This window comes from Priestia sp. FSL P4-0332 (genome assembly GCF_038005845.1).
GTDB lineage: Bacteria > Bacillota > Bacilli > Bacillales > Bacillaceae_H > Priestia.
Genome location: NZ_JBBOUA010000001.1, coordinates 496193 through 522934, shown reverse-complemented (window position 1 = coordinate 522934; position 26742 = coordinate 496193). Strand labels below are relative to the sequence as shown.

23 protein-coding genes are annotated in these 26742 nt (G+C 37.9%); 7 read left to right on the top strand and 16 right to left on the bottom strand.

Translation table 11 applies throughout. The annotated features are described in order from the left end of the window. Position 1: 1 nt before the first annotated feature. Positions 2–946 carry a nucleoside hydrolase gene (locus MKY06_RS02760; protein ID WP_064471288.1) on the bottom strand — a complete coding sequence of 315 codons (945 nt, stop codon included), beginning with the start codon at positions 944–946 and terminating at the stop codon, positions 2–4. Positions 947–1129: 183 nt separating this feature from the next. Between MKY06_RS02760 and MKY06_RS02755 the strand changes: the two genes are divergently transcribed. Next, positions 1130–2125 carry an NADPH:quinone oxidoreductase family protein gene (locus MKY06_RS02755; RefSeq protein ID WP_013055272.1) on the top strand — a complete coding sequence of 332 codons (996 nt, stop codon included), beginning with the start codon at positions 1130–1132 and terminating at the stop codon, positions 2123–2125. Between the two features lie 52 nt (positions 2126–2177). Here the strand turns inward: MKY06_RS02755 and MKY06_RS02750 are convergent, their stop codons facing one another. The 3 genes from MKY06_RS02750 to MKY06_RS02740 form a co-directional block, all read right to left on the bottom strand. Next, a complete protein-coding gene (locus MKY06_RS02750; protein ID WP_013055271.1) occupies positions 2178–2609 on the bottom strand; it encodes an Rrf2 family transcriptional regulator in 432 nt (143 codons plus the stop codon). A 66-nt stretch (positions 2610–2675) separates the two neighbouring features. Then, positions 2676–3005, bottom strand: a complete 330-nt coding sequence (locus MKY06_RS02745; protein ID WP_218812883.1) for an antibiotic biosynthesis monooxygenase family protein — start codon at positions 3003–3005, stop codon at positions 2676–2678. A 123-nt stretch (positions 3006–3128) separates the two neighbouring features. Then, a complete protein-coding gene (locus tag MKY06_RS02740; RefSeq protein WP_013055269.1) occupies positions 3129–4538 on the bottom strand; it encodes a SpoVR family protein in 1410 nt (469 codons plus the stop codon). A 321-nt stretch (positions 4539–4859) separates the two neighbouring features. Between MKY06_RS02740 and MKY06_RS02735 the strand changes: the two genes are divergently transcribed. Both MKY06_RS02735 and MKY06_RS02730 read left to right on the top strand, forming a co-directional pair. Then, positions 4860–5111 (top strand): YhdB family protein, encoded by a 252-nt coding sequence (locus tag MKY06_RS02735; RefSeq protein WP_013055267.1) that lies wholly within the window; start codon positions 4860–4862, stop codon positions 5109–5111. 210 nt (positions 5112–5321) lie between these two features. After that, entirely contained in the window at positions 5322–5930 is a 609-nt protein-coding gene (locus MKY06_RS02730) for a biotin transporter BioY (RefSeq protein ID WP_013055266.1), read from the top strand. A 34-nt stretch (positions 5931–5964) separates the two neighbouring features. On the opposite strand, the gene MKY06_RS02725 is transcribed toward MKY06_RS02730, so the two are convergent. From MKY06_RS02725 to MKY06_RS02685, 9 genes are all read right to left on the bottom strand, one after another. Then, on the bottom strand, positions 5965–7719 hold the full coding sequence (locus MKY06_RS02725) for a phospho-sugar mutase (protein ID WP_029320728.1): 1755 nt from the start codon (positions 7717–7719) through the stop codon (positions 5965–5967). 165 nt (positions 7720–7884) lie between these two features. After that, on the bottom strand, positions 7885–9564 hold the full coding sequence (locus MKY06_RS02720) for a glycerol-3-phosphate dehydrogenase/oxidase (protein ID WP_098277560.1): 1680 nt from the start codon (positions 9562–9564) through the stop codon (positions 7885–7887). Between the two features lie 187 nt (positions 9565–9751). Continuing rightward, entirely contained in the window at positions 9752–11242 is a 1491-nt protein-coding gene (gene glpK / locus MKY06_RS02715; protein WP_057274975.1) for a glycerol kinase GlpK, read from the bottom strand. Positions 11243–11309: 67 nt separating this feature from the next. Beyond that, positions 11310–12137: an MIP/aquaporin family protein gene (locus MKY06_RS02710; RefSeq protein WP_013055262.1), complete on the bottom strand. Its 828-nt coding sequence runs from the start codon at positions 12135–12137 to the stop codon at positions 11310–11312. A 178-nt stretch (positions 12138–12315) separates the two neighbouring features. After that, positions 12316–12870 carry a glycerol-3-phosphate responsive antiterminator gene (locus tag MKY06_RS02705; RefSeq protein WP_013055261.1) on the bottom strand — a complete coding sequence of 185 codons (555 nt, stop codon included), beginning with the start codon at positions 12868–12870 and terminating at the stop codon, positions 12316–12318. 113 nt (positions 12871–12983) lie between these two features. Then, complete coding sequence (locus tag MKY06_RS02700) at positions 12984–14522, bottom strand: carbon-nitrogen hydrolase family protein (RefSeq protein ID WP_013055260.1); 1539 nt, start codon at positions 14520–14522, stop codon at positions 12984–12986. 123 nt (positions 14523–14645) lie between these two features. Next, positions 14646–15416, bottom strand: a complete 771-nt coding sequence (locus tag MKY06_RS02695; protein WP_289910957.1) for a L,D-transpeptidase — start codon at positions 15414–15416, stop codon at positions 14646–14648. A gap of 189 nt (positions 15417–15605) precedes the next feature. After that, complete coding sequence (locus MKY06_RS02690) at positions 15606–16400, bottom strand: SurA N-terminal domain-containing protein (protein WP_013055258.1); 795 nt, start codon at positions 16398–16400, stop codon at positions 15606–15608. Positions 16401–16804: 404 nt separating this feature from the next. Further along, complete coding sequence (locus MKY06_RS02685) at positions 16805–17197, bottom strand: YhcU family protein (protein ID WP_013055257.1); 393 nt, start codon at positions 17195–17197, stop codon at positions 16805–16807. A gap of 155 nt (positions 17198–17352) precedes the next feature. Here MKY06_RS02685 and MKY06_RS02680 point away from each other — a divergent pair, with 155 nt between their 5' ends. Then, positions 17353–18264, top strand: a complete 912-nt coding sequence (locus MKY06_RS02680) for an RluA family pseudouridine synthase (RefSeq protein ID WP_029320717.1) — start codon at positions 17353–17355, stop codon at positions 18262–18264. 295 nt (positions 18265–18559) lie between these two features. Here the strand turns inward: MKY06_RS02680 and MKY06_RS02675 are convergent, their stop codons facing one another. Then, the gene (locus tag MKY06_RS02675) at positions 18560–20578 is read right to left on the bottom strand and encodes a methyl-accepting chemotaxis protein (RefSeq protein ID WP_061859884.1); all 2019 of its coding nucleotides are present in this window, start codon (positions 20576–20578) and stop codon (positions 18560–18562) included. Positions 20579–20718: 140 nt separating this feature from the next. Next, complete coding sequence (locus MKY06_RS02670; protein WP_013055254.1) at positions 20719–21594, bottom strand: cation diffusion facilitator family transporter; 876 nt, start codon at positions 21592–21594, stop codon at positions 20719–20721. Positions 21595–21926: 332 nt separating this feature from the next. On the opposite strand from MKY06_RS02670, the gene MKY06_RS02665 reads away from it, so the two are divergent. Then, positions 21927–22883, top strand: coding sequence for an L-lactate dehydrogenase (locus tag MKY06_RS02665; RefSeq protein WP_013055253.1), 957 nt, complete (start codon positions 21927–21929; stop codon positions 22881–22883). Between the two features lie 62 nt (positions 22884–22945). Continuing rightward, a complete protein-coding gene (locus MKY06_RS02660) occupies positions 22946–24526 on the top strand; it encodes a lactate permease LctP family transporter (protein WP_053486800.1) in 1581 nt (526 codons plus the stop codon). A 97-nt stretch (positions 24527–24623) separates the two neighbouring features. Here the strand turns inward: MKY06_RS02660 and MKY06_RS02655 are convergent, their stop codons facing one another. Continuing rightward, positions 24624–25616 carry a zinc-binding dehydrogenase gene (locus MKY06_RS02655; protein WP_289910940.1) on the bottom strand — a complete coding sequence of 331 codons (993 nt, stop codon included), beginning with the start codon at positions 25614–25616 and terminating at the stop codon, positions 24624–24626. Positions 25617–26032: 416 nt separating this feature from the next. Between MKY06_RS02655 and MKY06_RS02650 the strand changes: the two genes are divergently transcribed. Beyond that, positions 26033–26563, top strand: a complete 531-nt coding sequence (locus MKY06_RS02650; protein ID WP_013055250.1) for an IseA DL-endopeptidase inhibitor family protein — start codon at positions 26033–26035, stop codon at positions 26561–26563. Positions 26564–26742 lie beyond the last annotated feature (179 nt).

The following is a 26742-nucleotide window of genomic DNA, read 5'->3' as shown; positions in this document are numbered from 1 at the left end:
TTTATTTGGCTACTGCTTTTTTCATTAAATCTGTAATGTACGTAAAGAACGCTTCAGCTGTGACATCATATACGACATCTACAGGTCGTCCCTCTTGGGAAATTTCTGTTCTTCCTTGGCTCGGTGTTTCTGTATGCACAATACTCGAAACGGTTTTTACCTTCACAAGTGTTGAATTCCCTGTAAATGCTGTTGTGAGTACATCCCACAAATAATATGTTGAATTGGTTTCAACATGCACAAGCGGCGGACAGGCCGCGTAGCACTGCCCTACAAAGTCTACTCCTTCATACCTGCGAAGTGAAGCCCACATTTGACGAATAGCCGGTGTTAATGGAACTTGATTCGTGCTTTCTAAAGCAACCATCTCAATTTTAATTCTGCTTTCCCATACTTTTGCTACTGCTTCTGGATCCCAAAAAGCATTCCATTCCGCCGTTCCATCATGTTCAGGCTCCTGTACATTTCCTACTTCTTGAAATGTACCGCCCATCCACACTAACTTGTCAATTTTCTCTTCTATTTCCGGCGCTTTTTCAAGTGCTCTTGCCAAATCAGTTAATGGTCCTGTAAATAATAAAGTCGTTTTTCCGGCTGTATGTTGTAATGTTTCAATTAAATGATCGTGAGCAGGCAGCTGACTTATTTTTGTTTGCACTTCCCCTTTTTCATTTAAAATCGGCAGTGCATCTACATAAAATGTATGCATGCGCCATTCCTTTGGAAATGGGTTCATACCGCGTGAAGTAGATTTGGCTACCTCAATATCATAACTTCCAAAACGATCAATAATTTTTTGGCTTGCGCTGATACCTGGCTCTAGGTATCCGTCAGCGGGAATAACAGATACCCCTGTTACCTTTACATCATCCATTTGCAGCAGTAAAAAAAGGGATACTAAATCATCAATACCTGCATCATGGTTAAAATATATGTTTGTACTCATTTCTCTTCTCCTCTTTCCTATGTATTGCTAACTAATGTTTAGCTATACCACTATTTTATAATGAAATGACTCGTTTCGTAATCAAAGTATTATGAACTTCTTTTACTATTTTCTATAATGGGTATAGAAATAAGGTAATCTATGTATAGACATATACATCTCAGTATAGAAAGGAGAAATAAAATGGAGCAATCATTTTCAGCATTAGTGGTAGATAAAAAAAGGGAAGACCAAGTGGAGGCGTCCGTCCAAGAACTGACGCTAAACGATTTGCCAGAAGGCGATGTACTTATTCGCGTTCATTATTCAGGGGTGAATTATAAAGATAGCTTAGCCAGCATCGCAAACGGCAATATTGTGACAAGCTATCCGTTTGTCCCAGGAATCGACCTAGCAGGAGTTGTTGTGTCTTCTGACAGCCCTGATTTTAAAGAAGGTGATCGTGTCATTGCAACAAGCTATGACATTGGCGTATCACACTTTGGAGGCTATAGTGAGTATGCGCGCATACGCAGCGAATGGATTGTCCCTCTTCCTGAAAATTTAACGTTAAAAGAAGCAATGATTATCGGCACAGCTGGCTTTACAGCTGCTTTATCTGTGCATCGCTTAGAGGAAAACCATACTAGTCCATCTAATGGCTCTGTGCTTGTAACAGGCGCTACGGGAGGTGTAGGAAGCTTTGCGGTTGCCATTCTTTCAAAATTAGGCTACACAGTGGAAGCAAGTACGGGAAAAAGCTCGGAAGCAGCTTATTTGAAAGAGCTTGGCGCTTCCTCTATTGTAGCGCGTGAAGACGTTTATAACGGCAAATTAAAAGCATTAGGCAAGCAAAAATGGGCCGCTGCCGTGGATCCTGTGGGCGGAGAGCCTCTAGCTTCTGTTCTCAGTCAAATTCAGTACGGAGGCTCTGTAGCTGTCAGCGGGCTAACAGCTGGAGGCAAAGTGCCAACAACCGTCTTTCCCTTCATTTTAAGAGGGATTAATTTATTAGGTATCGATTCTGTTTACTGTCCAATGCCTACTCGAAAAGAAATTTGGAATAGACTCGCTAATGACTTTAAGCCTGAAAGCTTCGAACCTTTCATTCAGCAGGAAATTTCACTACAACAGCTCCCTGAGGTACTTCCGACTTTATTAAAAGGACAAGCTCGAGGACGAACAATTGTGAAGCTATAAAAAAACGGAGAAACCTAGGTTTCTCCGTTTTTTTACGAACAGAAGCATGTTATTATACATCTATTTTTGCTATTAAATCCGTCACTAATTCTTTCATGGTCACATCGGCTAAGACTTGTTCCATGGCATCTTGAGAACGTTTTAAAATCAATTCAAGGACACTTTGAATATTGGCTCCTACAGGACACTCCACATTCGGATTTTCATGCATTTGAAACAATTCTCCTTCTTCCACTGCCGCCACCGCTCGATAAACGTCTAACAACGTTATCTCTTCTAAATCTTTCAATAGATAAGCTCCGCCAGCTCCGGCTTTTACACCCACGAGTCCAGCTTTCTTTAACATCCCAATTACTCGTCTTATAACAACAGGATTTGTATTTACACTGCTAGCAATCCACTCTGAAGTACTAGGGTGACTGCTATCTACTTTAATTAAAGATAGTATGTGAACGGCCACGGTGAATCGACTGCTAATTTTCATTGCTCTCACTCCTATTTTGTTGTAATCATTATAGTTACAACATTTATGAAAGTCAAGCATGCTTTTTTAGGAAAGAATGTCCTCTTCTACCGCCTCATAAAAGCGCAGCATTTTCTTGATTTCCATAGCTTCAGAACATGCTTTCATTTTCTTTCTATTCGCTTCTTTATGTTCGTTCACATGTTCTTCTCTTGAGATCCACGCTTGAAAGAACTGCTTGTCTTCCCACTTGGATACAAGGACATATTCAACTTTATCTGCGGAATATTTTTTCCAGCATTCGAACGATAAATTTCCTTTGGCTGCCTCAATTTCTGCTTTGTTTTTGTTAGCTTTTTGCTTGAGCTGTTCTTCAAATTTCTTTTCTGTTTCAAAACTTGCGTTTACAACAAACATCTTATCTTCCTTTCTAAATGAAAGTAATTCTCATTCGATTATTGCACAGTAATTTTATTTTTTCAATTTATATGGATAAATTACAGAAGCCCAAAAAGACCGCTGTTTAAGCGGTCTTCTTTTTTACAAATGTTTTCTATGCACTGTTTTTCCATCATACGTAAAGGCGATTGGCTTGCCTTCCATTACCGTTTCTAAATGAACGGGGCGGCCCCAAAGCTGATGAACGTACGGTACCACTTTTTCTAAGTATTTGACATCTAATTCAATTCCTTCATACCAGTGTTTTAAATAGAGCTCTCCATTTTTTAAATAGTCTCCATTGGTTACTGTGATGTAAGGAAATCCGCCGTTTACGCGCATATTAACAAGCTGATCTCTAACTTCTGTCCACTCTTTGTCGACGATTTTATAATCTTTTCCTTGTTTTTGGAATAAGTACATATCCTCCCGCATGACTAAATCTTTTGTTAAGTAATTGCGGATAAAGGAAATATCTGATTCAACCTCACGTACCTCAAACATCTTCTCTCTTCCTGATCCAGGCTCCACGCCCCGGCGAATCATATCTTCTGTTGGATTATTGTAGCGTTCTTCAATGTCTTCAAAGATTTTTAATCCTAAATAATATGGATTGATTCCCGTCTTAGACGGCTGCACAACCCCTGCATTTAGCTTGGCGAATTCTATCGCTTCATCACTCGTTAAGTCCATTTCTCGAATAATGCGCTGATGCCAGAAAGAAGCCCAGCCTTCATTCATAATTTTTGTTTCAAGCTGCGGCCAGAAATAAAGCATTTCTTCTCGCATCATCGTTAAAATATCCCGCTGCCAATCCTCTAAATAAGGACTGTATTCTTCAATAAATAATAAGATGTCTTTTTCAGGCTGAGGCGGAAATTTTTTAAAAGACTTTGGAGGTTTTGGTTTTTTCTTTTCTTTATAATCCAAATTCCATAAATCATCGTAAGGAGAAATGATTTCTTCTTCCGATGATTCTACATCATCTATGCTCCAAGAAAGCTTGGCACGCATAAGAGACGGATCAATATGTTCCTGAATCGATAGGACAGCATCCAAAAACTTTTCTACTTCACGCTTACCGTGCTTTACTTCGTATTCTTTAATTCGATCAGCGGTCGCTGCCATACTTTCTACCATATCCCGTTTAGTGTTGGCAAAACGGCTGTTATTTTTAAAGAAGTCACAGTGGGCTAACACGTGAGCTACAATTAATTTATTCTGAATAAGCGCATTGGAATCCAATAAAAATGCATAACAAGGATCTGAATTGATAACTAATTCATAAATTTTACTCAATCCGAGATCGTAGTGTAATTTCATTTTGTAAAATTGTTTTCCAAAGCTCCAATGTGAAAAACGAGTTGGCATCCCATATGCACCAAACGTATAAATAATATCTGCCGGGCAAATTTCATAGCGCATCGGATAAAAATCTAAGCCGAAACCGCTAGCTATTTCCGTAATTTCATCAATCGCACGGTATAATTGCTTATAATCTGCTTCTTTCACGACAGCTCCCCCTTTCACTCCTTACTTCAATCTATGTACAAACATGTCAATTCATGTGTTTTCATCAAAAAGAAGCTTTATTTTTTCAAGAAAAGGGGATTTTTATTTAGTTGTCTTAAATAATGGATGTAATATAACTGTTATACTGCATCATTCTTTGCCTTTCTTATCATTTATCCGGTGCTGTACGTTTATTCTTCTTGCATAATGACTACAACCTCTTTTAATTATGCACTGGTCTTTTGCCCAACATTTACAGCGTAAGAATTCCCGCAAATATCATACACTAATTTCAACTCCTCAAAAGGAGGAACGTTATTAATGGATGTAATTGATTATGATCGAGCTTTGTATTACACACACCGTTCACAATGGGATAACTTATTAATTTTAATGGTTCGAACAGACGACGATTTTCTTTCAAAAAAGATTGAACATTTTTTGCACGCCTACAATTTTGAACGAAACTACCGCATCATTCAGGAAGAGCTTTATTCTTTACTACGCTACATTGATCATGCAACGGAATATTCGGAGCACAACCCGGAACTTCTGGAAGAATCATTGTACTAGTATTTTTGATACACACACTTGGACAAAGAAGGGATGAATTCCCTTCTTTATTTTTTTATGTTGCACTAAAAATATGCATACTTTATTTCAAAAAACATTAAATAATATATGTAAACATATTTATTTTTATCGTTGACATAAAAGTGAATTCGACGTACAATCTTCAGTACATACGCTAAGATATTTCAGTACATACTGGGAGGAACATATATGAGTACTAAAAGGTTTCGCACATTAGATTTAACGCTAGCCGGTATGTTTGCGGCTCTTATGGCTATTGGTGCAAACATTACTTCTTGGGCACCTTTTTTACAAGTAGGCGGCGTGCCTCTTTCACTTCAGCCTTTTTTTGTTATATTAGCAGGACTTTTACTTGGGAGCCGAATGGGTTCTATTTCGATGATTGTATATGTATTAATTGGCATTGCCGGCGCTCCGGTATTTGCTCAATTTAAAGCAGGAATTGGTATTTTATTTGGAAGCACCGGCGGCTTTTTGCTTTCTTATATTGTAGCAGCATTTATCACAGGCAAAATTATGGAAATGCGCGGCAAGCCAACTTTTTCTATCTTTTTAATTTCATCGCTAGTTGGTATTGCCGTTATTTATTTAATTGGTACTACGTATATGTATGTAGCGGTTAATTACTGGCTTGAAGCTCCTGCAATGACATATGCAGCCGCTTGGAAGATTATGTCGTGGTTTGCGGTAAAGGATCTTATTTTTACTGTTCTTGGGGCTATGCTTGCTCCGAGAATTTATAAAGCCCTACGATCTTCTTCGTATTTGTCAAATACGCAATCAAATAAAGTATCATAAAAGAAGCCTGCTCAAGTTTGAGCAGGCTTTACTTTTATACCGTTTTCACTTTATCTAATACCCGTTCTACTTCACCCATTACAGCTGTTTGTACAGCTTCTAAATGGGCAATGCTCGTTGCTTCATCTTCTGACACGACGCCAAAATAGAACTTCACCTTTGGCTCTGTACCAGACGGACGAAGGCAGAACCAAGAACCGTCTTCTAAGATATATTTTAATACATTTGATTTTGGTAATGTAATTTCTTCTACTTTTCCTGCTTTAATCTGCTGACGCTCGCTTAATGTATAATCCTCTACAACCGAAACATTTAATCCTGCAATGTCAGTAGGAGGTTCATTTCTAAATGTAGCCAAAATATGCTGAATTTGCTCAGATCCTTCTTTTCCTTTAAGCGTTAAAGATTTCAGACCTTCACGATAGAAGCCATATTTAGTAAACACTTGCTGAAGCGCTTCATATAGCGTCATGCCCTGCTTTTTATAATAAGCACAAGCTTCTACTGCTAGAATGGCTGCTTGTACAGCGTCTTTGTCACGAGCAAAGTCACCAATTAAATAGCCGTAGCTTTCTTCATAACCGAATTGGAATGTATACTCGCCCGTTTGCTCATATTGCTTAATTTTTTCACCGATAAATTTAAAACCTGTTAGAGTGTCAACAACTTGCAGTCCAAATGAACGAGCAATTTGTGCGCCGATTTCTGATGTTACAATCGTTTTTAACACAACGCCATTAGCAGGCAGCACGCCTTTTTCTTTCTTTTGAGAAAGCAAATAGTGAAGCAATAAAGCACCCGTTTGGTTTCCTGTTAATAACGCATATTCGCCGCTTGGATCTTTGACAGCAATTCCTAAACGGTCTGCATCTGGATCCGTTGCGATTAAGATATCTGCATCAATTTCTTTTCCTTTACGAACAGCATATTCAAATGCAGCCGGCTCTTCAGGATTCGGAGATTTAACCGTCGAGAAATTTGGATCAGGAAGTTCTTGTTCTTCAATAACCGTGACATTTTCGTAACCGATGGATTGAAGCGCGTTGCGAACTGGCTTATTAGCTGTACCATGTAGAGGTGTAAACACTACCTTTAAGTCTTTACCTGTTTCAGAAGCTAGCTCTGGATTAATTAAAATCGTTTTTAGTTTCTCATTGTATGCTTCGTCAATCGCTGAACCAATCATTTCAATAAGACCTTTTTCTTTTAGCTCCGCTTCAGATTGAACAGCTAATGTAAGTTCATTTTCCACAGCATTTACAAAGCCAACTAGTTCATCCGCTTCTTTTGGCGGCAGCTGACCACCGTCTGGACCATATACTTTGTATCCGTTATATTCAGGAGGATTGTGGCTCGCTGTAATAACAATACCTCCAAATGCGTTTAGCTCACGCACTGCAAATGATAGTTCAGGTGTTGGTCTTAGCTCTTCAAATACATACGTTTTAATTCCGTGACTTGCTAATGTTTTTGCTGCTTCCATCGCAAATTCAGGCGATTTGTGGCGAGAATCATACGCAATGACTACGCCTTGCTTGATAGCTTCTTCACCAGCTTGTTTAATATACTCAGCAAAGCCTTCGGAAGCTTTTCGGATTGTATACGTATTCATACGGTTTGTACCCGCTCCAATTTCCCCACGCATTCCGCCTGTTCCAAATTCCAATGTTTTGTAAAAACTATCTTCTAGTTGTTTTTCATCACCTTTGATTGCGTCTAAATTTTGACGTAATTCAGGATCTAAATTTGGATGATTAATCCAAGATGTATACGTTTCTTTCCAACTCATAAAAAAAAGCCCCCTTATATAAATGTAAATATGTATGAAAAGAGAAAAACGAGTAATCGTCTTTCTCTTTTTTTAACAGTCATATTATATTTCTTCGTCCAAATTTGACTTCCTGCTATTATATTATGGCTGTATTGACAAATTTTGAGGTACTTTTTTATTTTATCATGAAATACCTGTCATACGGTTAACTTTTTCATCTACTGGTACAACTGCGTCATGAAGGTGCTGTTCTAATTCATCCGTATAAGCTTTTGTTTGCTCAGGCGTCCACTTTAACTCTTCGGCCATATGAGCAATCACTTGTTTTTTCCAGCTTCTTACCCAGTTGATATCAAAGAATAAAGCGCCCGTACGTCTAATGAAGAAGTCCACTGGTTTTGAAACCATTTCTTCTTCTATGCCATATTGAATTTGCAGAAATACACTAGCTGGAAGGTCGCTGTTTTTTAGCTGATCGGGACGTTCAATCATGTAGCGGTATACTTTATCTACGTTTGAACCATAGCGTTTTACAAGCTTTTCAGCAGCGTCACGTGATAACCCTAGTTTGATGCCTTCTTTGACTTTTTGCTCTACAAACGTTGGGAACCCACCTGAACCGCCTACATTACCTCCAGAAATCGTTAAATGTTTAGTTTGACAGCTTTCAAATTCGCGTCCTTCTGCTTTAAAATCTTCAGCTACGCGATTTACGACAATTTCAGCCATTTTACGGTACCCAGTTAATTTCCCTCCAGCGATTGTAATTAAACCTGATTCTGATGTCCAGATTTCATCTTTACGCGAGATTTCAGAAGGATCTTTTCCTTGTTCGTGAATAAGTGGACGAACACCCGCCCAGCTTGATTCTACGTCGTCTACTGTAATATCAACCGTTGGGAACATATAGTTAATCGCATCAATAACATATTGACGGTCTTTTACAGTCATACGCGGATGTCTAGCGTCTTCTTTATAGACCGTGTCTGTTGTGCCCACATATGTTTTTCCATCACGCGGAATTGCAAACACCATACGTCCATCAGGTGTATCAAAATAAATGGCTTGTTTTAATGGAAAGCGCTCTTGATCAATAACTAAGTGAATTCCTTTTGTTAATTGAAGCTGCTTGCCTTTTTTTGAATTATCTTTTTCACGCAGCGTGTCCACCCATGGACCTGCAGCGTTGACGATTTTTTTTGCATAAATATTATATTCTTTATTCGTAAGCTGATCACGAACAACAACCCCTACTACTTTTCCTTTATCGTAGATAAAGTTTTCCACTTTTGTGTAATTGACTAAGTCTGCTCCTCTTGCGGCAGCTTCTTTAGCTACTTCAATCGTTAAACGTGCATCATCTGTTTTATATTCAACGTAGTAACCGCCGCCTTTTAAATCTTTAGATTTCACCAATGGCTCGCGGCTAAGCGTTTCTTCTGCGCTAAACATTTTGCGGCGCTCTGAGCGTTTTACACCAGCTAAAAAATCATATACGCGCAGTCCAATTGAAGTTGAGAATTTACCGAATGTTCCACCCGTATGGAAAGGTAACAGCATCCACTCCGGAGTCGTTACATGAGGCCCATTTTCATATACGATGGCACGTTCTTTACCAACTTCGGCTACCATTTTAACTTCAAACTGTTTTAAATAGCGTAGACCGCCGTGAACAAGCTTCGTTGAACGACTAGATGTTCCTGCTGCGAAATCCTGCATTTCAACTAATGCCGTTTTCATGCCTCGATGAGTCGCATCAAGCGCAATACCTGACCCAGTAATTCCCCCACCAATTACTAGTAAATCATATTGATTTTGTGTCATGTCTACTAATTTATTCGAACGTGTTTGACTTGAAAACATACGTCATTCCCCTTTCAATTTTTAAAGATATCAAATTTTTCCAATATACAAAAAAGAGAGACCACAAATCACATATATAGTATGTCTATATATGGATCTGTGGTCTCTCCGATTCTCCAACCAATTTATTAACTTGATTAAATTATATCATACATGCGCTTTTAATTAAAGTGTTTTCATCAAATAATTACTTAAAAGCCATTGTTGCATGTACGGCTTTTTTCCAGCCGCTATATAATTCTTCACGCTTTTCTTCTTCCATATTTGGTTCGAAAGATTTTTCCATATTCCACTGCTGCGCAATTTCATCGCAATCTTTCCAGTAGCCGACCGCAAGACCCGCTAAATATGCTGCCCCAAGAGCCGTTGTTTCATTCACTTGAGGACGCTCAACCGGAACGTTTAACACATCACTTTGGAACTGCATTAAGAAATTATTCTTAACTGCTCCCCCGTCTACACGCAATGTTTTTAATGTAATTCCAGAATCTGCTTCCATCGCACTTAATACATCTCTTGTTTGATAAGCCAGTGATTCAAGCGTTGCACGGATAAAGTGTTCTTTTTTTGTACCACGAGTCAACCCAAACATCGCTCCCCGTACATCGCTATCCCAATAAGGTGTTCCAAGTCCTACGAAAGCTGGCACAATATATACACCGTCTGTAGACTCTACTCGCGTTGCATAGTTTTCAGTTTCAGCCGCATTTTTAAACATTCTTAAACCGTCGCGAAGCCACTGAATAGCAGATCCTGCTACAAAAATACTGCCTTCAAGCGCATATTCTACCTTACCGTTAATCCCCCATGCTAATGTAGTTAATAAGCCGTGATCGGACTTAACTGCTTTTTCACCCGTATTCATGAGCATAAAGCAACCTGTTCCATAGGTGTTTTTCGCCATTCCTTTTTCATAGCACGCTTGTCCAAATAAAGCGGCTTGCTGATCCCCTGCTGCTCCAGCAATTGGAATGTTTTTACCAAAGAAATGATAATCTACTGTATGGGCGTATACTTCAGAAGAAGGCTTTACTTCTGGAAGCATTGATTTCGGTACCCCTAAGATATCTAGCAGTTCATCATCCCATTTTAAATCGTAGATATTGAACATAAGCGTGCGGGATGCGTTTGAGTAATCCGTTACATGCGCCTTTCCGCCTGATAGCTTCCAAATTAACCATGTATCAATTGTTCCAAATAACAATTCACCGTTTTCTGCTTTTTCTCGTGCACCTTCTACGTTATCTAAAATCCACTTCACTTTTGTTCCAGAGAAGTATGCATCAATTAATAATCCCGTTTTGTCGCGGAACGTATCGTTTAATCCTTTTGCTTTTAATTCTTCACAAATACCAGACGTTTGTCGAGACTGCCATACAATTGCATTGTACACCGGCTTCCCTGTTGTTTTTTCCCATACTACTGCTGTTTCACGCTGATTGGTAATCCCAATTCCTTCGATTTGATCCGCATGAACACCTGACTCAGATAAACAAGATGCGATAACTGCTAGGATAGAACCCCAAATTTCACTTGCATTATGCTCTACCCAACCTGGTTTTGGAAAGTACTGTGTAAACTCTTTTTGAGCTACATGTACAACTTCACCTTTTTTATTAAATAACATTGCTCGTGAGCTTGTTGTTCCTTGGTCTAAAGATAAAATAAATTTTTCCATATCAATATCCCCTATTCTCTGTATATTGTCGTTTCTTTATTGTACATAGTTAGATCGTAAAGCTCATTCATTTTTTCGGTACTACTGCTGATTGAATCTGTGCTGCCTTTTGTTTAGAAACAGCGTAGATAACTGCTAAAACAATCAGCGCTAGACTTAAAACAACCCATAAGCTGCTTGACATTTTATTTAAAAATGCCGCTTGGTAAAATACTGCCCCGATTGATCCGCCTACTAAAGGACCCACTACTGGCACCCAAGCATATTTCCAGTTCGAGCTGCCTTTGCCAGGTATGGGCAAGATAGCATGAGCAATACGAGGTCCTAAATCACGAGCAGGGTTGATGGCATAGCCTGTTGTTCCTCCTAATGATAAACCAATACTTACGATTAAAAATCCTACTACTAAAGGATTTAATCCATCTGTAAATTTATTTGCTCCAATTGCTAAGATTCCTACTACTAATACAAACGTTCCAATCGCCTCACTTAAAACGTTTGCAAATGGGTTAGCAATTGCTGGCCCCGTTGCGAATACGCCTAATTTTGTACCAGCATCTTTTGTTTCTTTCCAGTGTGGAAGATAGTGTAAATAAACAACTGTTGCACCAAGAATGGCTCCAATAAACTGAGCTAAGATGTACATCGGTACTTGTGACCATGGAAAATCACCTGTAATAGCAAGCGCTACGGTTAACGCTGGATTTAAGTGTGCCCCACTCATATTACCAACCGCATATGCTGCCATCGCTACTGCCATTCCCCATCCCATTGTGATAACGATCCATCCCGAATTAGCAGCAAACGATTTTTTTAAATTGACGCCCGCACATACACCAGCGCCAAGGATAATTAAAATCATTGTTCCAATTATTTCTCCTAAGAATGCTTGCATATAAATAACCTCCCCTTTGTATGAAAACGATTAAAATGACAAGAAAATAAGAAAATCCACAATACATCCCCCTAATAAAATCATTAAAAGGCTATACCGTGGATCTCCTATTCTCCCTCACATCTATTAACTTATCTAGAAGTTTACTAGATGATGAAAGCGTTGTCAAACAGTTTTTTTAAGTTGAAATACTCCACAGTTCTCTGTTTGATGTTGTAACAGCAGAAGCCCCGGCTTCTAAAGCATTATGAACTTCTTCTGCCGTTCGTATTAAGCCTCCAGCTAACACCGGAATGCCCGTTTCAGCTTTAACTTCTTGGATTAAAGTGGGCACAATTCCAGGAAGAAGCTCAATATAATCCGGTTTTACTTTCTTCATTAACTCATAGCTTTTCTTCAAAGCTGTGCTGTCCAATAAAAAGACCCGTTGAATGGCATAAATCCCTCTTTGTTTAGCTTTTAAAATAACGTTTGTTCTTGTCGAAATAATTCCCGCAGGCTTAAACTCCTGACACAAAAAATCAACCGCATACTCATCGTGCTTTAAGCCATGAATTAAATCTAAATGAATGATTAGCTTCTTTTCATGCTTATGGACCTCTTTCATAATTCCTTTTAGCATGCCCACTTGATTGTCTAAAAGAACTCCGTACTCATAATTACTTACTAAAAATTTTTCCAATTGCTTCATATCTCGAACAGCGGGTAATACCGATTGTCCATGAAAACTCATGTTTTCCCCTCTTTTCCATGGTTAGTCCACAAAATTCATTGTAATAGTTTTTATTATGGCAAAAGTTGAAATAAAAAACACCATGCATTTGCATGATGTTTTTAGAAACTGCGTTATTTTTTATATTTAATATTGTAAACGTCATGGCGTCGGTCTTTTAATTGACGAACCGTTCCCGATTGACGCTGGCGACGAAGAATTTCTAAATCTACATCTCCAATAACTACCATTTCAATATTAGGATTACATTCTCCTACAATACCGTCTCGTGCAAATTCAAAGTCAGACGGTGCAAAAATAGCAGACTGAGCATACTGAATATCCATGTTTTCTGTTTCAGGCAAGTTTCCAACTGTACCTGCGATAACCGTATAAATTTGGTTTTCGATCGCGCGCGCCTGAGAGCAGTATCTTACGCGCAGATAACCTTGACGGTCTTCCGTACAGAATGGTGTAAAAATAATATTTGCACCTTTATCGGTAGCAATACGGGCAAGCTCCGGAAATTCAATGTCATAGCAAATTTGGATCGCAATTTTACCGCAATCTGTATCAAACACTTCAACTTTATCTCCTGGGCTAATTCCCCACCATTTTCTTTCATTAGGTGTAATATGCACTTTGTACTGCTTTTCAATTGTTCCATCTCGGCGGAATAGATAGGCAATATTAAAGATATCTCCATTATCTTCTTCGACAAAGTGGGATCCTCCAATAATATTTACGTTATATTTAACCGCTAAGTTAGTAAATAGCTCAATGTACTCTTCCGTATATTCTGCTACGCGCTGAACCGCTTTGCTTGGGATCTTTTCATTCAAGAAAGACATTAGCTGAGTTGTGAAAATTTCCGGGAATACGCAGAAGTCGGCTTTTGCATCATAAGCAACATCTGTATAATATTCTACCTGTGTTGCAAACTCTTCAAATGAATTGATCTGTTTCATCATATACTGAACAACACAAATACGCACTGGGAATGATGTTTTAAAATGGCGTTTTGAACGGCGAACGTAATCTACGTTGTTCCATTCCATCAACGTTGCATACTTATTAGAAGCTAGATCATCCGGAAGATAACCAGGGTTTATACGCATAAGCGTAAATCCGTTCATTAGCTGAAAAGATAGCACTGGATCATAAATTTTATGATGAATAACTTGCTCTACATATTCTCTAGGCGACATTTCAGCTGAATGCTTATGGTAATTAGGAATTCTTCCTCCAATGATGATACTTTTCAGGTTCAATTCACGTGCTAAATCTTTACGCGCTTCATATAAGCGGCGTCCTATTTTCATGCCGCGATACTTTGGATGAACCATTACTTCAATTCCATACAGATTGTAGCCTTCCGGGTTATGATTTGTAATGTATCCTTCGTCTGTAATATCGTCCCACGTATGCTGATCATCGTACTCATCAAAGTTCACAATCAAGCTTGAACAAGATCCGATAATTTCCCCGTCGTACTCTGCACATATTTGTCCTTCTGGAAAAATGGCCAGGTGACTTTCAAGCTGTTCTTTTTTCCACGGATCCATTCCCGGGAATGATAGCTTTTGAAGTGCTAAAATTTCATCTATATCGTCCGGTTTGATGTTACGAATAATCATTTTTTTCTCGAATTTTGATAAATCTATTGTAGACATACGCTCAAACAACCCTTTCTCTCTCTTCATTAGGCAATTAGTTTCCCTGTTTTTTATTATAATAAACATTATTAAAAATTCAAAAAATACCGTTCATATAGTCAGCTATATGAACGGTATTTTCTATTTGCAAATATCTAATTTTATGGATGTTTTTTTATTAGGATAATTTTCAATAAATCCTGGCCCTAAAGAGACTTTAATGTCATCTATTTTATATACATTATAGCGTTCACCGCGATTTAACGTACGAATCTTTACCCATTTTCCTTTTTCTTCCTTCAATAAAATCATCGGTGATTGAATCGTTACAAAACCAATTTGGCCTTTTGAGAGCTTTTTCGTTTTACAAAGATTCTGGGCGACTGAAGCACTGCTTACTTTGTATTTGTTTTTAACAGCGATTGAATCAAAACTTTGAGAATGGAATTGACCAATAACCACTTTTGTACCGGTTTGAACACGGTCAAACAGCCAGCGTACCTCTTCATCATACATACGAATGCACCCAGAACTTGCGTAAGTCCCGATAGAACTTGGATTATTATTTCCATGAATAGCATACGTCGTTCCATATGTTCCGCGCGCATTTAATCCTAGCCAGCGATCACCTAGCGGATTCCTAGGATCTCCTCCCCGAATGTTGTCTTTATAATAAGGCCGGTTTTTAATTTTATTCACAATGCTAAAGGTACCCTCTGGTGTATAACTCATCTGCCTCCCCGTCGCAACTTTGAACGTCCTTACTAATTTTCCTCTATCATAAAAAGCAAGGGTGTTAGTAGATTTGTTAATAATAATAAGTTGATTTGACGCCGCAGACGCATTGCCTGTCAGACCCATCCCCGCGAGTAAAAAAACAAGCCCAACAAAAAAAACAGCCACCTTTTTCATTTATCGACTCCCCCAATTTCTCTTATATCTATATAAGAAAAGTATAGGATGAAAGGCAAACCATCAGAACACTTTTTACCTTATAAGTCAAAATACAATAAAATCTTTCACGCACCCCTTTTTACTGACAAGAAACAATAAATGTACATAACAAAAAAACGGCCCTTTAAAGAGCCGTTTCATTTGTATTTAAAGCTTCACTTCAACTTTTGCATTTTTCTTAAGTTCTTCAACTTTTTTCTCCAATGCTTCTTGTTTCTTTTGTTGTTCAAGCTGCTGCTTAATTTGTGGCTTTACGTCTTCAAGCTTTGGCATTTGAGATTGTTCTTTACCGCCGCTTGCTTGACTTTGGCTTTGTTTTGCAAATTGATCGTAATAATCTTGAATTTCTTTATCTGTTACTTCTGGTGTTTGGATGTCTTTATCTACGTACTGCTGATATTTAATGCTGTCAGCCAGCTCAGACTTTAATTGTGATTGAGTTAGTCCTGCATCTTTTAAAGCCGCTTTAAACTGTTTATCTGTTTTGAACTGCTTTTTCGTTTCTTTTAACTTTTTATTTACTTCTTCATCAGTTGCTTTATAGCCTTTGTTTTCAGCTTCTTGCAATAGCAGCGTTTGACCCACTAAATTGTCAATTGTTTGCTGCTTTACTTGTTTAGCTGCTTCTTTAGATGTTGGGTCTTGTCCCATTTGTTGATATTGGGCTTGTGATGAAGATAATGCAGCATTATATTCTTCACCAGAAACTTTTTTACCGTTTACAACCGCTACGGTTTTCTTCTCATCTACTTTTTGTTTATCTAATTTCTTCTGCATTTCTTTTGCTTGCTTTTCCTGCTTTTCCTGAGCCTCTTTTTGCTTCTCAGTTTGTGCAGTTTTCTGATCATCACTTTTTGATTGCTTTGCATCATCGTTTGAACCGCATGCTGTTAAAGCTGCAGCAATTAACCCAATGAGCAATGTATACATCAGTTTTTTCATGATTAATCTCCTTTCATAATCCTAAACGATTATTAGCTATTCGAAAAAATCATCTAGGGGGCATTGTATATGATATAGGCGTAAAAAGAAACCATTTAGGCTAATTTTAAACATATGTAATAAGATTGAAACGTTTTGTAATCTTATGAAAGATAAATGCTCTTCTTTATACGGCCTGTCTAATCATAACATTATTTAGTATGATTTACATAATTTACAGTTCGTTATACATCTGTATTATTTCAATTTATTTGTTATATGAAAAACGATAGTATTTGATTTCATATTTCTATAAGAACTTTATACGAGCTTAACGATATCACAAGTTCTTTTTTTATCCAATTGAAAGCCGAAATTCAAAAAAAAAAAAGAAAAAAGCATGGGATAATCATGCTTTTTTCTTTTCAATTTATGTATGAATTATAAAACGATTCATACGAATACGTAATCAAATTGTTTTCTTTTGCAAAACACTCAATGGAAACAGGAAATAAGAACCCGTATTTTTTTAAAATTGAAATATTTTTTTCGAATTGCTCGCAGTCGCTTTCTTCAATCGGCCGATGTTGAATCGCTTCAATCACGGCAATTATTGTCTGAAGGCTACTAATGACTTGCAATGCTTCATCGAGTAAGCCATTATATAAATGGTCTGTACAATAATCTGGGTTTAATAATTCATCAGGATTAAGCTTATCTACAGATACATACCGAGGTAACAAGTCATAGCGAAGCTGTTCAGTCAACTCTTCTATGTAATTCTCCATTTCTGGCGGAGCTGCTTGGGCAATTTTCATGGTTACCCCCCCTTTTTTCTCTTAACTTATGTCTCTTTATTTAGCATAACATAAACATAAAACGAGAACTTCAGGTAGTTATTTCCTCCTAATTATTTACAAGTTCTTTTAAAAGATTAAAGGATATTTACTAGTATGTAAGGAAGGGATTAAATATGAGTATACACAGCCAATGGCTAGAAGATAAAATCGCAAAAAATGATGCAGGGCAAACAATTGAAGATTATTTAAAAACGAAATGGCGTATTCCTAAAAAAACGTTGCATCAGTTTCGGATGAATAAAAATGTCCTTATAAACGGTGAGCCTTTACCATGGAGAAACACTCTTAAGGAACATGATAAAATGTCACTCCCTTTTTTTGAAGCAGAGCCTGATGAAATAACACCTTACAATGTTGATATAGAGATTTTGTTTGAAGATGAGCACGTACTAATCGTAAACAAACCAATAAACCTAGATACTCATCCTTCATCAGAGCAAGACCAAAAAACTCTTTTAAATGCTGTAGCTGCTTATTTTCAAAAAGTAGGCCTCAAAACAAAGCCTAGACACGTTCACCGTTTGGACAGCGATACATCAGGTGCTATCTTATTCACGAAGCATTTTGTAGCAAGCTCTGTGTTTGATCAGCTGCTGGCTGAACGTAAAATTAATCGGACTTATATTGCCCTCGTCCAAGGAATCATAAAAAAAGAGGACGGAATCGTCAATGAACCCATTGGACGCGATCGTCATCATGCTACAAGAAGAAGAGTATCTAGAACGGGACAAGCTGCCAAAACACGTTATCGGGTGTTAAAACGCAATACGGCAAAAAACGAAACGCTTATTGAACTTTCGCTCGAAACCGGACGCACTCACCAAATTCGTGTTCATATGAGTCACATCGGCTATCCATTACTTGGCGATACGCTTTATGGAGGAAAGAGATTAAAAGAGCAGCAGCAAGCTTTACACGCCATTAAGCTTTCTTTTATACACCCGTTTACACATCAGCATGTGTCAGCTGTTGCACCTCCAACTCAGCAAGTCTTTTTGCCTTACAGCAAGTTGTTTTCCTATTAAACATAAAAGAGAGATTAAGACACAACCAGCTAAAGGCAAACAAATAGGAGAAATATGCTCATATGGATCGCTTGAGACACCGCTGCTGATTTCCGTGCAAGACTTCGCTTTCCGCGGGCGGCCGGAGTCTTCGTCTTGCCCTCCAATCACCAGCTAGAAGCAGCAACATACATGAAACCTGCGTTCACCATATCAATAAAAAAAATCCGAACAAGTTGGATTCTTTATCAAGAATCTCAATTCACCGTTCGGATTTTCCTTTAACTAAAATACTTTTGTCCTAGCCTCTTTTTTTCTATTGAATTTTAAATTGACGAATCAAGTTAGCTAATTCTTCACTAATCTCTTGCAGATGTTCAGCTGATTGAGAAACAGTAGAAATAGCTCTAATTTGTTCTTCTGTAGAAGCGGTAATTTCTTCAGTTCCCGCTGCTGATTGCTGTGCAATAGCTGCTATGCTTTGAATTGCCGCTACCACGTCTTCCTTATGCTCATCGATACTGTCCATGCTGCTTGTCACATGTTCGACAGCCGCTGCCACTTGTTCAATCGTAGTTGCAATTTCATGAAAAGCTCGTTCTGTATCTCCTACCACAAAGTCTTGAGACTTTGAAAGCTCTTCTGTACGGTTGCATTCTTCACGCGCAGCAGCGACTTCCCCTTGAATCGCTCCGATCGTATGGCGAACTTGTTCAGTGGCCTGAGAGGACTGTTCAGCAAGTTTTCGCACTTCTTCAGCTACTACCGCAAATCCTTTGCCATGTTCTCCTGCACGAGCTGCTTCAATACTAGCATTTAATGCAAGTAAATTTGTCTGATCTGAAATACTATTAATCGTGAAAATAATAGATTCAATTTTTTTCATCTTATTTGTTAATTCTTCCATTACAGCTTGAACAGCGTGAATCGTTTGAGACGATTCAGTGGTTTGGTTGCGAAGGAGCTGCATCTGTTTTAAACCTTTTTCATTGATGCTTACAGCTTCAATCGTCATTTTATTAATCTGTGCGTTTTGTTCAATGACTTCTTCAATTTGCGAAGATAAACTCATCGTTTTATGATTAGTAGAGTCAGCATCCGAAGCTTGCTGCGTGGCACCGCTCGCAATCTCATGGATAGCCCGGCCAATTTCCTCACTGGATGCAGTTGCTTCTTCAGATACGGCGCTCAAGTCTTCAACAGACGTTTTCACTGTCTCAACAGACGTCTGAACCGTGCCGATCAATGTTTTCATTTTGGCTACCATATCATTAAATAAATGAGTAAGCTCACCAATTTCATCTTTTGACTTCGTCTTCACCTGAACCGTTAAATCGCCAGCTGTTACTTTGGCTACTTCATTTTTCAAGCGGCGAATCGGATTAGTAATGATTCTTGAGAAAAAGATGGTTAACACCACTGATAATAAGATGCCAATTAACGCAATCCAGACAATAACAGTCAGTAAATGATGAGCGCTTGAGAGCATTTCATTATAAATAAAGGCATTTCCTATCTTCCAATTCGTCCCTTCGAGAGTATCATATGCCATCACTCTCTCTTCACCTTGAAAGGTATACTTCATGAAATCTCTATTCCGGTCTGCTTCGTACATTTTTTTCATAAATGGCTGATTCATTAAATTTTTCCCAGCTTCTGTTGGATGAACGAGCGCTGTGCCATTTTGATCAAATAAAAATGCATACCCACCGTGATTTACTTCTGCTTTACCTACAATGTTTTTTAATGCATCTAAGTCTAAATCAGTAGCTATAACGCCCAGCACATTTTTAGTATCTGGATCTAAAATAGCCTTTGCAATTGTCACGACCGTCTTTTTTGTTGCTGCATCTTCATATGGATCCGTATAAATAACCTCTTCAGGTGATTCTACTGCTTGTTTGTACCATACCCTTGAAGTCGGATCATAGTTTGAACCAAACTCTTGTTTAGGAACAGAATACATTCCTTTATTTTTAGTGCCTATGTATTCAAGTGCTAGGTTTGGATACTTTTCTTTAAACTGTGTAAACTCTTTTTGAACTGTGTTCCATGTAAAATACGGATTTTTCTCTTGGTTTGTTTGATCACCTTCCTGCTTAACAAAATTAACAATTACATCGTTTTCACTATACGTCAGCAAAGAACGACTATACATGTCTAAGTACGTATGAATCGTTTCTTTTAACTCTTTCACTTGACTTTGAGACTGTACTTCTACATCTTTTTCTATTTGCGTTTTGGTAAATTGATAAACAGCCCCTGAAACAACTAATAATAAAATAGCTATAAAAATACTAAAAAATACTACGAGCTTTGCACTTAACCTCTTCATTCCCTCACCCTTCTACAAAAATCTTTATATTACTAATAACGGCTTTTCATTTTCATTTTTGAAGAAGTTTTTGTGATTTATTTCAAATTCCCGCAAAATAAAACCAGCGCATCCTTTCATAACGAAAGAACGTGCTGGTCTTATTTTTGCTTTTCGTATGCATCAGGTTCAATATGAACAAGCGTATCTTTAATTTGATGCTCATCGTTCATCATATGTTCAATTTGATCAGCAATTTCATGGCTTTTGATAACATTTAAATGGGGATCTACTTTAACAGTTACATCAATCACGACTTGATTACCAAGCTTGCGCGCTTTCACATCTTCTACTTCTTTTACACCTTCTACAAGCTCGATGCTTTCTTTGTAGTGCCCTAACTTCTCTTCGTCGAATCCGTCTGTTAAGGAATGAGCCGCTTCTTTAAAAATCTCGATGGCTGTTTTACAAATAATAATTCCCACAGCAAAAGCAGCTACCACGTCCAGCCAGGGCAGGCCGAACTGTGAGCCGAAAATTCCCACAACAGCCCCTATACTCACAAGTGCATCGGACAAATTATCTTTAGCAACCGCATATAAGGACTGGCTATCAAGTTTTTTAGCAAGCTTAATATTATATCGGTAGACACCACCCATAACAGCAGCCGCTCCAAGACCTACCCAAGCAGCCAGTAAATTAGGCGCTTCAGATTTGTCCATAAATAATGACTGACCCGCATCGACCAATACTTCTAGTCCGATGACCATCATGATAAAAGAAGCAATAAGTGAAGAGATATGTTCCGCTCTGGAATGTCCATAGGGATGATCATTATCACGAGGTTTTTTAGAGATTTTTAAGCCGACTAAGACGGCAATTGATGCAATAATATCTGTAACATTATTAAGACCGTCGGCTTTTAATGCAGAGGAAGCGGTGACACCCGCAATGATAAGTTTACATGCTGATAAAAAGATATATGATAAGATACTAACCCAAGCACCTTTTTGGGCTTGCTCATAGTAGTTCTCCATCCTTTCCACTCCTTTATTCAAAATAAGCAAACTTAGTGTAACAAATGGATTTCGTGTGGGTCTATAGAAACATTATTGGCTGCTAACATACAAATAGAGAATGTTAAACTCTTTAGCTTTCTGCAAAACAAGTTGCCTTTACTCAACACTTTAAACGTTTAAGATCTTTCTAAATGTGGCACTTCATGTAGAAGGACATTTTTTTAAATCACCCTGTAAAATTGTTTACTATTTTTTAAAGGGTGTGATTTTTATCACAGCTGAAGCTATTTATTCTTGTTACACTAACATTGTGAAAAACATCACAAAATAAAATTCAAAGGATGATACAAATGAAAACACAATTTACACCAAAAACACGAAAAGTTGCCGTTATCGGAACTGGTTTTGTTGGCTCAAGCTACGCTTTTTCAATGGTGAATCAAGGTATTGCCAATGAATTAGTGTTAATCGATATGAACAAAGAAAAAGCAGAAGGTGAAGCACGTGATATCAATCATGGAATGCCATTTGCCACACCGATGAAAATCTGGGCTGGAGATTATAAAGACTGTGCTGACGCTGATTTAGCAGTTATTACAGCGGGCGCTAATCAAGCTCCAGGGGAAACACGCTTAGATCTAGTTGAAAAAAACGTTAAAATTTTCGAATGCATTGTAAAAGATATTATGAACAGCGGATTTGACGGCATCATTTTAGTGGCAACAAATCCAGTTGATATTCTCGCACACGTTACACAAAAAGTATCAGGATTACCAAACGAACGGGTAATTGGTTCAGGAACGATTCTTGACACAGCTCGCTTCCGCTACTTGTTAAGCGACTATTTCGAAGTAGATTCTCGCAACGTCCACGCTTATATTATGGGGGAACATGGAGATACGGAATTTCCTGTTTGGAGCCACGCGCAAATTGGCGGTGTGAAGCTCGAACATTTTATCAATACTGCCGCTATTGAAAAAGAACCGGATATGCAGCATCTATTCGAACAAACCCGCGATGCGGCTTACCATATTATTAATCGAAAAGGAGCGACTTATTACGGAATTGCAATGGGGCTTGTACGCATTACCAAGGCTATTTTAGATGATGAAAATTCTATTTTAACAGTATCTGCTTTATTAGAAGGACAATACGGTATTTCTGATGTGTATATCGGCGTACCAGCTATCATTAATAAAAACGGCGTGCGTCAAATTATTGAATTGAATTTAACTCCTCACGAACAGCAGCAGCTCGAGCACTCTGCTAGCATTCTTAAGCAAACTCGCGACAGAGCTTTTGTGTAACATCTAAAGATTTTTGCGGGGGACTCCCCCGCTACCTTGTTTTAAATATGTAGTAGAGGTGTATGAATATGACATGGACTCAGGTATATAATCCGTTAGATAATATTTGGCTTTCTGCACTAATTGCACTCATTCCCATTATCTTTTTCTTTATTGCTTTAACTCTTTTGAAATTAAAAGGACACATTGCTGCCGGTATTACGGTGCTTCTTTCTATGATTATTGCTATTTATTTTTATGATATGCCTGCCTCAATGGTTTTAGGAGCCACAGGCTATGGGTTTCTGTATGCACTTTGGCCCATCAGCTATATTATTATCGGAGCGGTGTTCTTATATAAGCTAACTGTCAAAAGCGGACAGTTTACTACCATCAGACAATCTATTATTTCAATAACCGATGACCCCCGCTTGCAAATGCTGCTTGTTGCTTTTTCTTTTAATGCTTTTTTAGAAGGGGCAGCGGGATTTGGAGCTCCAATTGCCATTACAGCAGCGCTTCTAGTTGGACTTGGGTTCAAACCGTTAAAAGCAGCGGCGCTATGTTTAATTGCTAATACAGCTTCAGGAGCGTTTGGCGCCATGGGGATTCCTGTCATTGTTGCAGGACAAGTATCTGGCATAGATCCAAAAGAAATTGCTCATTTTCTTGGCACGCAGCTTCCGATTATTTCTTTTCTTATCCCTTTTTTACTTGTCTTTATTATGGATGGGATAAAAGGATTAAAAGACGTATGGAAAGCAACGAGCATCACAGCCGTTTCCTATGCACTGACACAGTATTTAACTGTTACATACATTGGCCCTGAACTTCCAAATATCACATCTTCTATTGTGAGTTTGCTTGCTCTTGCTTTTTATATTAAACGAACAAGCCCGGCAGCAGCTAAAAGCTTCAGCCTGTCACCAAAACAGATTTTAAAGGCTTGGTCTCCTTTTATTCTATTAACGATACTCGTTACGGCTTGGAGCATTTCTTTTGTCAAAACGATGCTTGAACATATGAACCTGCTTATTAACGTCCCATTTTTACACAATCACGTAATTAAAGCAGCGCCTTTAGTAAAAGATCCTACGCCTTACGCTGCTGTCTTAAAAATAGACGTATTTGCAGCAACAGGTACAGCAATTCTTATTGCTTGTATCCTTTCAGTTTTCTTGCTTAACGTATCGCCAAAAGTGGCATGGACCACTCTTTTAGAAACCGTAAAAGAATTATCAAGACCTATTATTACTATTATGATGGTCATTGCTTTTGCTTTTATTTCAAATTATTCAGGACAGTCTTCTACACTTGGATTAGCGCTCGCTACATCAGCTGCTTATTTTCCATTTTTATCTCCATTTCTTGGCTGGATCGGCGTATTTCTAACGGGGTCTGTCGTATCAAATAATGCGCTGTTCGGCAACTTGCAGCTAACTACAGCTCAGCAAATTAATGTTTTGCCAATTATTCTTGTAGCGGCCAATACTGCCGGCGGAGTGATGGCTAAAATGCTTTCTCCTCAATCAATTGCCGTCGCTGCCGGAGCAGTGGGACTGGCTGGAAAAGAAAGTGAACTGTTCAAATACACGCTCAAATACAGCATGGGATTTTTGATACTAGGGGGATTTGTTACCTTTTTGTTAGCTTGGTGGTTATGATAAAAAACTGCTAAAAATCCTGTTATTACCTTGTTTCTTTCATTTAAACAAACGTTTGATTATATAAAAAGGTCCCCAGTTAGCGCTGGGGACCTTTTTATTCTGAAATAAGTAAACCTATATTGCCAAATTGTTTTCCTTTATCTAATCGTTCGCAAGCTGCAACTGCCTCTGACAACGGATAGAATCGATCGACGATTGGTTTAATTTGATGTTTCTCTATAAAATCCATCATGTCCACAAATTCTTCCTGACTTCCCATAGACGTGCCAAGTATATTGAATTGAGGATAAAAAATAGTTCTTAGAGGCAATTCAACTTCATTTCCAGAACTCGCCCCAAAATTAACAATTCTTCCATTTGTCTTTAATATTTCAAAATAAGTAGGAAATAAAGCTGCCCCCACACTATCAAGTATGATATCTACTTTTCTATTGTTGATTTCTTCTTTTAGACTGCTTCCGCTATCTAAAGCATAATCCGCTCCATGCTTTAGAGCTTGCTTTCTTTTTTCATCACTTCTAGAAGTGACTGTTACGTTAGCTCCGATAGCTTTTGCGAATAACAATCCATAGGTCGCGACTCCGCTTCCTATACCGGGAATAAGGAGGTGCTCTCCTTTTTTTAACTGCCCTTTTGTAAATAGAGCTCTATAGGCAGTTAAAGCAGATAATGAAAGAACCCCCGCCTGTTTCCAAGATAGATAAGATGGCTTTTGCACAACATTATCCGCTTTTATGATTACATACTCTGTAAATGTTCCATTCGATGGACCACCTAAAATTTTAGGTGTAAACGGAATGTCCTCTACACGATCCCACTCCAGACTTGGATTAATGATCACTTCTATTCCAGTTTTTAAACCTTTTACGCCTTCTCCCACTTCTTCTATAATACCTGCACCGTCTGAACCGGGAATAAACGGCTTATCTCCTTTACCTCGATTTTTCATAACGAACAAGTCTCTCCGGTTTAAACCTGCTGTTTTTAACCTTATTTTTATTTCTCCTCTTTGAGGTTGCATCTCCTGAAGATCTCTGTAATTCATGCCTGCTATTCCACTTTTTTCACTATGTATAATGCCTTTCATCATTTCGCCTCCTCTTAATCTACCCTACTAAAAAGCTGAAAATGGTAAAAGAAATATGCCTAAAAAAGGAAAAAAACAGTTTTCACATTCACTTTTTCACCGTTTTATCTTTATTTTTCTGTATCGTAAAGGTATTAAGCTTCTTTTATTACAGTTTTGTTACAAACAATATTTTTGTAACAAAAAGATTAAAAAGTAGAAAGAAACGCCTGAAAACGTTGATAAATCAACATTTAACTGGTAATTCCCTTACTATATCTATTTTAGAAACTAGTAAAAAACTAAAAAAATTTAAGAAAAAAAAGACAAAACACTTTCTTTTGTTATAGATTTATTGTAATATAAATGTAACAAAAGAAATATAAAACACATAATTGTTACATAAATAAGGTTAATTAATTAGGAGTGAGTTAGAAATGAAAAAAATTGGACTAGTTTTATCATCAATCGCTATTTTCTTTACACTAAGCACTGGAGTTACAGCACAAACAACATCTACAACACTAACGGATGCAAATGCTGTCAAAATTGCAGCTAGTGCCAGCAATCATTTCTGGAGTGCTCTGCACGGTTATAAAAACAAACCATGTACAGAACGTACATTTGAATATAAAGGAACTGAGTACGTGTATCTTTGCCCTGAATTTGATACAAAAGCTGAGCTATCAAGCTACTTATCTGAGACATTTACAAATAGTGCAGTAGAAAAAGGATTAACAAATTACGGCTATATCACATATAACGGCAAACTTGCACATCCAATCGGCGACGGATTCAGCATGTTAGAGTGGTCAAAAGCAAAAACAAAGCTTGTGTATCAAACAGCAACAGTTCGCTCTTATGAATTCACAGTTCCAACTGTAGATGGCGGCAGCGTAAAACGCACTGTCACATTCTATAAATCTAATTCTCAGTGGAAAGTAAATAAATTTGACGCTGTTCAATAATAAAAAAAGCAGGCCTGCTTGAGCAGACCTGCTTTTTTCTTTTTTATCGATAACATAAATAAAACTTCTACTTACAGCGCTCTAATAGCTGTAAATAGAAGTTGAGATCACAAGTTTAAGTAAATCAAATTTTGTCGAATCCTGTAGAAACAGTGATAAGTTACGTTTTATATTACAGG

What these genes read in the sequence shown, in the direction of transcription:
- MKY06_RS02760 (WP_064471288.1), bottom strand. Translation starts at nt 946, where the DNA reads ATGAGTACAAACATATATTTTAACCATGATGCAGGTATTGATGATTTA.
- MKY06_RS02755 (WP_013055272.1), top strand. Translation starts at nt 1,130, where the DNA reads ATGGAGCAATCATTTTCAGCATTAGTGGTAGATAAAAAAAGGGAAGAC.
- MKY06_RS02750 (WP_013055271.1), bottom strand. Translation starts at nt 2,609, where the DNA reads ATGAAAATTAGCAGTCGATTCACCGTGGCCGTTCACATACTATCTTTA.
- MKY06_RS02745 (WP_218812883.1), bottom strand. Translation starts at nt 3,005, where the DNA reads ATGTTTGTTGTAAACGCAAGTTTTGAAACAGAAAAGAAATTTGAAGAA.
- MKY06_RS02735 (WP_013055267.1), top strand. Translation starts at nt 4,860, where the DNA reads ATGGATGTAATTGATTATGATCGAGCTTTGTATTACACACACCGTTCA.
- MKY06_RS02730 (WP_013055266.1), top strand. Translation starts at nt 5,322, where the DNA reads ATGAGTACTAAAAGGTTTCGCACATTAGATTTAACGCTAGCCGGTATG.
- MKY06_RS02725 (WP_029320728.1), bottom strand. Translation starts at nt 7,719, where the DNA reads ATGAGTTGGAAAGAAACGTATACATCTTGGATTAATCATCCAAATTTA.
- MKY06_RS02720 (WP_098277560.1), bottom strand. Translation starts at nt 9,564, where the DNA reads ATGTTTTCAAGTCAAACACGTTCGAATAAATTAGTAGACATGACACAA.
- glpK (WP_057274975.1), bottom strand. Translation starts at nt 11,242, where the DNA reads ATGGAAAAATTTATTTTATCTTTAGACCAAGGAACAACAAGCTCACGA.
- MKY06_RS02710 (WP_013055262.1), bottom strand. Translation starts at nt 12,137, where the DNA reads ATGCAAGCATTCTTAGGAGAAATAATTGGAACAATGATTTTAATTATC.
- MKY06_RS02705 (WP_013055261.1), bottom strand. Translation starts at nt 12,870, where the DNA reads ATGAGTTTTCATGGACAATCGGTATTACCCGCTGTTCGAGATATGAAG.
- MKY06_RS02700 (WP_013055260.1), bottom strand. Translation starts at nt 14,522, where the DNA reads ATGTCTACAATAGATTTATCAAAATTCGAGAAAAAAATGATTATTCGT.
- MKY06_RS02695 (WP_289910957.1), bottom strand. Translation starts at nt 15,416, where the DNA reads ATGAAAAAGGTGGCTGTTTTTTTTGTTGGGCTTGTTTTTTTACTCGCG.
- MKY06_RS02690 (WP_013055258.1), bottom strand. Translation starts at nt 16,400, where the DNA reads ATGAAAAAACTGATGTATACATTGCTCATTGGGTTAATTGCTGCAGCT.
- MKY06_RS02685 (WP_013055257.1), bottom strand. Translation starts at nt 17,197, where the DNA reads ATGAAAATTGCCCAAGCAGCTCCGCCAGAAATGGAGAATTACATAGAA.
- MKY06_RS02680 (WP_029320717.1), top strand. Translation starts at nt 17,353, where the DNA reads ATGAGTATACACAGCCAATGGCTAGAAGATAAAATCGCAAAAAATGAT.
- MKY06_RS02675 (WP_061859884.1), bottom strand. Translation starts at nt 20,578, where the DNA reads ATGAAGAGGTTAAGTGCAAAGCTCGTAGTATTTTTTAGTATTTTTATA.
- MKY06_RS02670 (WP_013055254.1), bottom strand. Translation starts at nt 21,594, where the DNA reads ATGGAGAACTACTATGAGCAAGCCCAAAAAGGTGCTTGGGTTAGTATC.
- MKY06_RS02665 (WP_013055253.1), top strand. Translation starts at nt 21,927, where the DNA reads ATGAAAACACAATTTACACCAAAAACACGAAAAGTTGCCGTTATCGGA.
- MKY06_RS02660 (WP_053486800.1), top strand. Translation starts at nt 22,946, where the DNA reads ATGAATATGACATGGACTCAGGTATATAATCCGTTAGATAATATTTGG.
- MKY06_RS02655 (WP_289910940.1), bottom strand. Translation starts at nt 25,616, where the DNA reads ATGAAAGGCATTATACATAGTGAAAAAAGTGGAATAGCAGGCATGAAT.
- MKY06_RS02650 (WP_013055250.1), top strand. Translation starts at nt 26,033, where the DNA reads ATGAAAAAAATTGGACTAGTTTTATCATCAATCGCTATTTTCTTTACA.